The 8,214-nt window shown below is 52.3% G+C and carries 7 protein-coding genes; 6 read left to right on the top strand and 1 reads right to left on the bottom strand.

Annotated elements, in window-relative coordinates; genetic code table 11:
- Nucleotides 1-103: 103 nt before the first annotated feature.
- Nucleotides 104-499, bottom strand: a complete 396-nt coding sequence (locus H7995_RS27850; protein ID WP_185819303.1) for a hypothetical protein — start codon at nt 497-499, stop codon at nt 104-106.
- A 359-nt stretch (nt 500-858) separates the two neighbouring features.
- On the opposite strand from H7995_RS27850, the gene H7995_RS27845 reads away from it, so the two are divergent.
- The 6 genes from H7995_RS27845 to H7995_RS27820 all read left to right on the top strand — a co-directional run.
- Nucleotides 859-1,320, top strand: coding sequence for a hypothetical protein (locus H7995_RS27845; protein WP_185819302.1), 462 nt, complete (start codon nt 859-861; stop codon nt 1,318-1,320).
- A gap of 120 nt (nt 1,321-1,440) precedes the next feature.
- Nucleotides 1,441-3,396, top strand: a complete 1,956-nt coding sequence (locus H7995_RS27840) for a helicase-related protein (protein ID WP_244647839.1) — start codon at nt 1,441-1,443, stop codon at nt 3,394-3,396.
- 12 nt (nt 3,397-3,408) lie between these two features.
- Nucleotides 3,409-4,038, top strand: coding sequence for a hypothetical protein (locus tag H7995_RS27835; RefSeq protein ID WP_185819301.1), 630 nt, complete (start codon nt 3,409-3,411; stop codon nt 4,036-4,038).
- A gap of 88 nt (nt 4,039-4,126) precedes the next feature.
- Nucleotides 4,127-5,869 carry a vWA domain-containing protein gene (locus tag H7995_RS27830; RefSeq protein WP_185819300.1) on the top strand — a complete coding sequence of 581 codons (1,743 nt, stop codon included), beginning with the start codon at nt 4,127-4,129 and terminating at the stop codon, nt 5,867-5,869.
- A 135-nt stretch (nt 5,870-6,004) separates the two neighbouring features.
- Nucleotides 6,005-7,045 (top strand): AAA family ATPase, encoded by a 1,041-nt coding sequence (locus H7995_RS27825; protein ID WP_185819299.1) that lies wholly within the window; start codon nt 6,005-6,007, stop codon nt 7,043-7,045.
- Between the two features lie 130 nt (nt 7,046-7,175).
- Nucleotides 7,176-8,214: DUF3150 domain-containing protein (locus tag H7995_RS27820; RefSeq protein ID WP_185819298.1), on the top strand; the 1,039-nt coding region annotated here is incomplete at its 3' end.

The raw sequence follows: 8,214 nt of genomic DNA, 5'->3' as shown, positions 1-8,214 counted from the left end.
GATGGTAAAAAGGAAAATTAAATTTTTCCACTTATGAACGCCTCAATTGTGAGGCGTTTTTTTTGCCAAAAAAAACCGACCAATAAGGTCGGTTTGTGCTGCGTTATATGCGATCACGCAAACAGAGTAACTCGGAGAACCGAGTCCAATTTTTGCTGTGGACATTGAATGAGCAAACATCATTCTCATTGGATTCGATACTGTAAAGCTCAACCGGAACAATCGTCTTGATGTTCGCAGCGTGAGCTTCGTTCACCATTAAAGAAAAGCCACTTCCAGGCGTAGCACTGAGGCGAGGTTCTACCTCATTCTCATCTGTACGATGCAAGTCGAACCATTCCTCAATCTCGTTTTCATTGAGAACTCCAACGTTTCCATGCTCGCTTTTTATCTGATAGGTAATGGATTTCCCCCTGTTGCCAACGCAAATAACCGAGGCATTTGAAAACACGAGCGCATCTTTGGAGTACAGCGGTTGCCCGCCGATCAGCCTTTTCATAACCCCACCCTTGTAGGTTTTCCATAGAGCAGGGAGATGCCGCACAGGTTCCTATATTCGCTCCTAGGGAGCCGATCTATAGCCGGGACGAAATTACACACGCGTGTACGTCATATCGGAAGTGAAAGGTAAATCACTTCCCCCAAGGGGCGAGTCGTTCATCAGGAATCAAAAATGGAAATTCTTCTGTACCTAATGGCAATGGTGGGCGGCTCCATCCAGTACGACACGGAATGGTTCTTGTCATTGCTGACTGTCTGCGTGGGCATTGCACTACTTGTGACAGTCGGGCTAACCCGATTCTGCGCAAGCTTTAAAAACACCAAACACTAATCCTATTGAATGTGAGAGTAATCATTATGAAACGCATCGTAGCTATTGCTTTGATCATCTCCACCGTTGTTATGAGTGGTTGCGCAAACAACATGACCAGTCACGACTACAACGAAGCTACAGCTGGAAAAAAAATGCAGGTTGAGCTCGGTGTGGTGGAATCGATCCGCGACGTCAAAATCAACGGTAAGGCCTCTCCTCTGGGCGGTATGGCCGGCGGTGCACTCGGTGCGATCGCTGGCAGCAACGGCGGTGGTGGATTGGGTCAATTGGCAGTAATGGTTGTTGCAGGTGCAGTTGGTGCAGCCGTCGGCGCGATAGTGGACAAGAAGGTCCACGACTCTGAAGGCATCGAAATTACTGTGAAACTGGTAGGTAACGACTTGCAGGCGGTAACGCAGGCAAAGGACTCAAGCGAGCCATTCGCAAAAGGCGACAACGTACGAGTTATCACCGATCAGAACGGTTCTTCCCGTGTTTCTCATTGAGCACAAACCCACACAACCTCAGGCATTCGATGCCTGGGGTTTTTTTTCGAAAAATTATGCGTACGAGCATGAGATTTAAAATGGCCACTGGTTGTCTTATTGCTACGCGTGAAATAACATTTGAACATCACAGCAGCGAATATCAGCATGAATGAAGACATCGGCAGGCTTTCCAGATTGGGGTTCTCCACGCTCCCCGAATGCCTCCTCACTGTGCCGAAGGGGTTTCGCGATTACCACGACCCGCTTGAAATCCTGCCACTGCCCAACACCGGTGAGTTTCATTACCTCGCGTTGACGCTGGTCGAGCGTTCGATATTCTCCCGGGAAGGCAAAATGATCGGCGAGTTGAAAGGCGCCTTTCGTGCAGTTATGCGGGCTGTCGACGGCCGGGGGGATCGCGTTCAGATCAATGCGATCGGCAAGCCCGCGATCGAGAACTGGCTTCAACCGGAACTTGGATCTGTCGTTAACCTTTACGGCCAGTTAACCACCTTCGACGGCCGCTTAGGCTTGTCAAACCCCACCGTGGTCGGTGATGCGCAGATTGGGCGGGTGGTCCCCATTTACCAAGGGAAGAGCAACCAGGTCAGCGCAGATCTCCTTACCGAGAGTATTGGCAGAGCACTCCCACAGATCAACGAAGCTGCCTGCCTGCTGCTCGAACAGGCGCTAATGCACGAAGACGAATTTGCCAAGCTTACCGGGTTCACCGACCCGGCTACCTTGCTGCGTAACTTGCACGCGCCACTTTCTGTCCGAGAGGGGCTCGCGGCTATTGAGGTGGCCAAAGCCCTCTCTATCAAAGCGCTTGTAAACAAGGTCATCGCCAATAGATCGAGGCCGGCGGTAAAAGGTTCGCTGTTGCGTATTGATCGTGACCAGGTCGCCGACCTCATTCAGAGGGCACCTTTTGAGCCCACCGTCGACCAACTCAGAGCGATCGAAGAAATCGTGGGGGACCTCAGATCACCGTTCCCAATGGACCGCGTGTTGAGCGGTGACGTGGGTACCGGAAAGTCCTTCACGTTTATGGTTCCCGCCGCCGCGAGTTACTTGGCCGGTGCTCGCGTCGCGATAATCGCTCCGAGCCAAATTTTGGTGGATCAGCTGGCCAGCGAGCTTTCATCACTTTTCTACGAGATTCCTGTCACCCAGTATGTCAGTAAAGCAAAAGGCGACATCTCGAAGGGGATCATCGTCGGTACCACGGCGGTGCTCACGGCGGCGAAGAAAGAAGGCATTGTGTTTGACCTGGTGATCGCCGACGAGCAGCATAAATTCTCCGTTTCTCAGCGAAAAAAACTATTGGCTCCACACACCAATTTTCTTGAGGCTACTGCTACCGCCATCCCACGCACCGTTGCGCTGGTAAAGCTCGGTGGGATGCCCATTTCGATTCTTCAGCAGGCGCCAGTGAAGCGAGAAATCATTTCTAGAATAATCACTTTAAAAGCGCGGGAGAAATTGAACGATTTTGTCATGGAGGTCATCCATGGAGGACGGCAGGCGGCTTTCATTTACCCGGTGGTCAACGGTAATTCCGATACTTCGCGCCACTCTGTCGAGGCGGCCTACGAGCGTTTTAAACGTGTCTTAGGCGACAGTGTCGGCATGATTCACGGTGGCCTTCCTGACGACGTCAAAACAAAGACTATCCGGGCAATGAAGGACGGAAAAATCAAGCTGCTCGTGGCCTCGACAGTTATCGAGGTCGGGGTAACGTTCCCCCATCTGCATTTGCTCGTTGCGGTTAACGCAGAAAATTTTGGCGTTTCGCAACTTCACCAACTCCGTGGAAGGCTTGCACGCAAAGGGGGCCTCGGCCATTTTATTATGTACCTACCAGAGCCTATCCAGCAGCAAGCATCAGAACGGTTACGGCTCTTGTCATCCTGCACAGATGGGTTCCAGCTAGCTGAAATGGATGCTGACGCACGCGGCTTCGGTGATCTCGATATCGATGGAGAAAGGCAATCAGGTTCTTCTAGGATGCTTTTCTGGGGCGTTACCCTTGGGAGGTCGGAAATAGAGCAGGGCGCAATAGATGCCGGACTCATCCCAACGAAGCAATAAAAGGGGAACAGGTTGGGCGCCAAATCAACACCACTGGCTATCAAGGTAGCGATTTATGAACGGCTTCTATCGGGTCAAATGTCCCGAGAAATCGGCCGTTCGTATCTGCTTAGCCAGCCCACAGTTCTGAAGTATGCAAACGACGCAGTGGACGAATTGCGACGCATCAGCGATGTCGAGGCTTCGCCAGTGCTGCTCGGCTTTCTAAGTAGAAAGCTAAAAATGCAGTGTTTCCAGTACCCTGACGACGAGGAAGTTCGGGCACTAATGGCGCCGATTCTGCAACCCTACCTGGTTCTGGCGGACTCAATCAATTTCGCTGGCCGCGAAAGTGCTGACCAGCCGTTATCCACCCGGGTGAGCAGGTCCACTGAAGACGAGTTTTTACAGATTGTCTCATCGCTGGCGGAAGGGCATCGGCCCGGCCTGACATCCTCGGCACTGCTCAGAGAGCTCGTTGAAGATTATGTCGCGCAACAACGCACCAACCGTTCAACAATCGCTGTAGCTTCCCCACAGGCGACACAAGCGGCCCCAACACCTCTACCGAGCCTCGACACCGAGGCATTGCTTGCTGACGTGCTGGACGCCGTCCGCCTTCAACTCGAACACCACGGTTTGAAACCGATCAAGTCGAACTGAATCCCCGTTTCTAAACCCGTGTCACGCATCCCCCTATGTAAGGCATTCGCATCCTGGATGCCGCAATTTCATTGCAAGGGGATACAACATGGGCCACTTCGAAGTACAACTGCCATCCGTATCAAAAATCTCAATGCGCCATCTGTACCTGTACACCCATATGCTCATTGCGCAAGCGAACGAGAATGGTCGAAAGGTTCGCATCGTTTGGGATCACATCAGCACAGCTTCAATTGGTCCTGATCCGACCACCGCAGGTGGCCTGGTGATGACCTTGCCGAAGATGGCCGCCTTGGGTACCGAAGAGGACATAGTGTTGATCGAAGGCCTGATCTCGCACGAGATCGTTTGCCACGGACTTCACACCGACTTTTCTGTCCCATTAAAACAGGGTATCTCAGGCGATCTGTTCAACATTCTGGAAGATCCACGTGGCGAGCTCTTGGGTATTCCCAAATACGCAGGCGCCAATCAGAAGATCCATGCTGCATTACGCATCTTGACGGCTAAGGGGGTGTTCCGAGGTCCGGACCTGACTCGCGAAACGCCACCTTCGATTCTGGCCAGTTGGCTTGTCACCGAGCTTCGTAGCGAGTTGCTCAAACAAGACTGCCTTTCTGAGTTTGCCAAAGATTACCGAGCCCTCGCTATCAGCACCTTCGGGGCTGATCTCGTTGGCCAGGTCAAGCAGATCGCACTGGATGGATGCCTCGCGAAAGATTCACAAGGTGCCTCTGATGCCGCTGACCGAATTGTCGCTTTGCTGAAACTGGCAAAAGATAACCCGGCCGCTAACCCCAAACCAAATGCAAACACGAACCCAAGTGGTAGCGGTGATGGTAAACCTTCTCCAAGTGAGGCAAATGGGCAGGGTGGAAGTCAATCGCCAGCCCAGGGTGACTTGAGCAACGCCATTGATCAAATCCTGAACGCTACCTCGAAGGATTTGGGACCATTCGGCAAAGGCCTCGAAGAAATCCTGAGCGCAAGCACCGGTGCATTTTCTAAGTCTGGCGGGGGCTATCAACCCGACAACGCAAACGAAATGCAGGAACTAAGTCTCTCGAAATTGGGTGGCTCGATTGAGAATCGCGCAAAGCTTCGAGCAGGTGCTCAAAAGACCGCCGCGATGCTGTCCTTGACGTTCGAGGACATGATCGAAACGGTGACCAAAAGTGAAACGCGACGCACAACCGAAGGCAAGCTCAATACGCGATCACTGTGGCGGTACCCACTGGGCGAAGAGAAGCTTTTCACCAAGACGATAGAAGGGGAGTCGATCGACACCTGCTTTTATCTACTGGGTGACGAAAGCTCCTCAATGGACAGCAAGTTCGGTCCGGCACCTGGCCCACGTGAAGTGGATGTACGTATCACCGCTCACGAGGCCTGTAAGCGCGTTTCGGTCGCGGTAGGTGAAGTGCTTCACAACCTTTCGATTCCGGTGGGAATAGCCACTTACAACACCGTCGTCAGAGAATGGCATGCGTTTGATGAAAGCTGGGCGGGTACGCTGCAACGCTATGCTCCAACAGCAGCAAATGGAACCAGGACTCACCTCGCGGTGGTCTGGGCCCTGAAGAAACTGATCGATCGGCCCGAGGCCCGAAAGATCTTGATTGTGGCAACTGATGGCGATCCAGGGAACAGCGATGTGTTGAACGCGGCGATCGCTGAATCGTCCAGTCTCGGCATCGAGGTTCGCTTTGTCCTGATCGGTGACAGATACAAGGGCCAGTACGCTAGCGCCGGCTTGAACTTTGGTGTTGCTCTTACGGAGAACGAACTGGCGAAAGCGGTATTCGGTTCACTTAAACAGGCAGTTGCCTAGTCATAAACCAACCGACCACCGAGCTCTCAACAGAGCTCGGTTTTTTTTTGTTTTTTCTGTTTCTAGTCCCGTGTGCAGCATTTCCCTTGTACCAGGCCTTCGCAAGAGGCCCCAACCTGCATAATGGGGAATACCATGGAAATCATCGACACCTCCGCTCCGATCGCTGTTAAAGATGCCAAAGATGTTTTTGAGACCAAGTCGTCGTTCTTCGACAAAATGAAAACAAAGATTTTCCCTGCAACCCACCACACCCCGGCGATCAAGCCGTACGTGTTCAACGAAACCAACCTCACCCGCTTGATCCTTTGGGCGGCAGCGGCAAATCTTCCAGCCGATTTCTTCGGCGCCGAGATGAAACGCAACATGTATGTGTATGGCCCTACCGGCTGTGGCAAAACACGAATGGCCCAGGCATTTGCTGCACGCACCGGGCGTTCGCTATTCAGGGTTCAATGCTCTAAAGAAACCACGCTTTCCGACTTGTTTGGCAGCTGGAAACTGTGCGGAAAAGACCAAGGCATGACATGGGTGTATGGCAAGGTTTGCCAATGGGCTATGCAAGCTAACTCCATTCTGCTGTTGGATGAGTGGGATCAGGTGCCGGCTGACGTTGCTATGGGACTTAATGGCATTCTGGATGGAGCTCCAATCCATTTGGATCAAACAGGGGAAATCATACAGATCGCTCAAGGTTGCATGATCATGGCTACCGGTAACACCAACGGTCGTGGTTCAGCTGGGGGTCAAGGTGGTAGTGCCGCTATTTACAAGGGCACACAGAAAATGAACATCGCCAACCAGGACCGCTTCAACGTGATGTTTGAAACGTACCTCTCTGAGGAGCAAGAAATTGCTCTCCTCGTGAACCTGACCAAGGCACCACTGCTGTCGGCAAAAGCCATGGCAAGCCTTGCCGCAAAAGTTCGGGCCAACTTTATTGGTCTGAATGAGGATGCTGGTGCAGGTGGTATGGCTTTCCAGTTTACGATCACCACTCGAAACGTCCTCAACTGGGCAATGAACTTCAACCTTCTCACCCAGATGGGGAAAAAGGTCGAAGAGGCATACATCGAAGCATTGCGGATGACTGTGCTCGATTTTGCTCAGAAAGACGAAGCCTCGGCGATCCTCGCTACTTGGTCGACCATAATGGGAACTCCACAAACTTCTTAAACGCTCCATCACACCCCAGCTCTCAAGCTGGGGTTTTTTTTCGCCTCCGGCTTATGGGGTCCTGTGGCGCATCTCCTGTCACTGGGTCTTCGCAAGAGACCTGCATTTCAGTCAAATTCAGGAGAAGCACATGAGCACAATCCAACCCACAGCCGACGTTAGCGTACAGATCCTCCAAGACGTTGTGCTGTTCGACTACATCATCGGTGGTAGCACCGGCGAGAAGACTGTAGAAGCTGATGACTTCATCCGTGAAGTTGGCAAAACACTACCGAGCGGAACCTTTGCCTGGGTTAACAAATACCGAGCGGAAGCCAAGCGCGAAATCTTGAAAGTGGGGGTCTCTCGCCGGGTCAACAATCGGGTGCGAGGCTATTTTGTACCGACCGCACACGCCCAAGCGCTGGCCCAGGTACTGAAGCAAATCAAGGACAAATACCTGGCAGAGAAAAAGGTCTTTTTGACTGAGCTGCCAGGGAAGGTTCAAGAGTGGGCTAACGCCCCAGAAAACGCAGGCGTATCGAAGCCGGGCGGCAAAACCCGGTCAGAGCTGATTCGCCAACACGCACCGCAACATGGTGTTCTTGAAAAGATGCTTACATTCGACATTTCTGCGATTCGCATCAACGACACCAACTATTTTGGTGAAGATGATGCGCTTCAACAGGAGGTGAAGGGACTTGTTGGTCAAGCCGCTTTTGAGATCTCCGAAGATGTTCGAAAGTCATGGTCGGGACCGAAAAAGGGCAATACCACCTCTCGTGTTCTGGGTCTTGTGCGTCGTGTTCAGGACAAGGCAGAAGCCATGAGTGTTCTTTCGAGCAAGTTCGAAAATTTGGCAAAGCTGTGCGGTGAAGTTTTGGCCGCGGTTCCCACTGGCCAAAATATCGAAGGTGTTGCATTCATCCAAGTCTCGAGCCTGCTCACGTTCTGCATGGATCCCGACAAAATTATTGGCGACCAGGCTACAGAGTTCGATCCTCTCGACGTCAACGATCAGGCCGTCACTACTCAAACTGAGGCGACCAGTAACGTCTTCTTCGGTGAATCGCCACAAGTAACTCCGCCGGCGGCAACTCAACCGGAAGCAAGCGTGTCCATCGTTCCACCACTCCCAACTGATCGCGAGGCCCATGCCAACATCTTTTTTGATGTAGAGCATGATGCCG

Source organism: Pseudomonas kielensis (assembly GCF_014236655.1).
Taxonomy (GTDB): Bacteria; Pseudomonadota; Gammaproteobacteria; order Pseudomonadales; family Pseudomonadaceae; genus Aquipseudomonas; species Aquipseudomonas kielensis.
This window is presented reverse-complemented; position numbering and strand designations above follow the sequence as displayed.

What these genes read in the sequence shown, in the direction of transcription:
- H7995_RS27850 (WP_185819303.1), bottom strand. Translation starts at nt 499, where the DNA reads ATGAAAAGGCTGATCGGCGGGCAACCGCTGTACTCCAAAGATGCGCTC.
- H7995_RS27830 (WP_185819300.1), top strand. Translation starts at nt 4,127, where the DNA reads ATGGGCCACTTCGAAGTACAACTGCCATCCGTATCAAAAATCTCAATG.
- H7995_RS27825 (WP_185819299.1), top strand. Translation starts at nt 6,005, where the DNA reads ATGGAAATCATCGACACCTCCGCTCCGATCGCTGTTAAAGATGCCAAA.
- H7995_RS27845 (WP_185819302.1), top strand. Translation starts at nt 859, where the DNA reads ATGAAACGCATCGTAGCTATTGCTTTGATCATCTCCACCGTTGTTATG.